This window comes from Streptococcus sp. HSISS2 (assembly GCF_000448665.1).
Lineage (GTDB): Bacteria > Bacillota > Bacilli > Lactobacillales > Streptococcaceae > Streptococcus > Streptococcus raffinosi.
Genome location: NZ_CM002133.1, coordinates 2,354,546 through 2,355,762, shown reverse-complemented (window position 1 = coordinate 2,355,762; position 1,217 = coordinate 2,354,546). Strand labels below are relative to the sequence as shown.

Below are 1,217 nucleotides of genomic sequence, written 5' to 3'. Positions count from 1 at the left end.
ATCGTCTGATTTGCAACAACGCATTGATGAAATTGCAGCAAGAGCCTTGCCATACCGTGTCGAAATCACAACTACAAACGGAACGGCATTTAAAAACGGTGTTGGTCGCTCAACAGTTCGACCAGTCTTGAAACAAGGCGACAAAACAGTTAATGCGACTTGGCGTTTCGTAATTGACGGTACCATTAAATACGTGGGTATGACCTACGACGTGGTAGCGTCAGAGATTACTCAACCAACAGCCTTGACGGTTTCCGCATGGGTTGATAATAAAGAAGTAGCTTCAGAAGAAGTTACTTTTTTAAATATCTCGGACGGTAGGAATGGCGTTAAGGGAGATAAAGGTGACCCAGGGCCAGCAGGTCCTAAAGGTGATAGAGGTTTGCAAGGACCGCAAGGGGTACAAGGTGAACGTGGTTTAACCGGTCCCGTCGGTCCTCAAGGCTTGCAAGGCCCGAAAGGTGACCAAGGCATACCCGGGGTTAAGGGTGTCGATGGTAAAACCCAGTACACCCACATAGCTTACGCTGACACGGTCTCCGGTAGCGGTTTTAGCCAAACCGACACTAATAAGGCGTTTATCGGCATGTACCAAGATTTCAATACTACGCATAGTCGGAATCCACAAGATTACCGATGGTCTAAATGGAAGGGTAGCGATGGACAGGATGGTATTCCCGGTAAGCCCGGAGCAGACGGGCGCACACCTTATGTCCATTTCGCTTATGCGGATAGTGCCGATGGACGAACAGGTTTCAGTCTGACGCAAGATGGCAATAAGCAGTATTTGGGTGTATGTACTAATTTCGACAAATCGGATAGCACTAACCCAGCTGATTATTCGTGGAATGACACGGCTGGCAGTGTATCAGTAGGTGGTGAGAATTTCATTCGCAACTCAGCGTTTCCAGAAAATCTGGATAATTGGGGCTATTGGGAAGCACCGCAACCTAACTCTAATCTGTCCATTTCAAGCCATGGGTTTTACTACAATGGCGCTAGACCGCTATTCTTGCTAAAGACATCATCATCATTAGTGCCAACGTCTACGCTACGTTTTCCAGTCAAACGAAACACTGATTATTCGTTCAATATTCAAACGTTTGCCACTGGGAACATAAAGGGTGTAGACATCTATTTCCTCGGTCGCAAGTCGAATGAAACAGATAAGACATTCTCTAAGGTTGTTAACTTTAAAACACACAATGGCTCACCGT

Annotated in this window: 1 pseudogene; it reads left to right on the top strand. The window is 46.3% G+C overall.

What is annotated here, in order from left to right:
- Positions 1-1,217: pseudogene (locus tag HSISS2_RS11250) on the top strand (collagen-like protein); the annotation flags it as partial.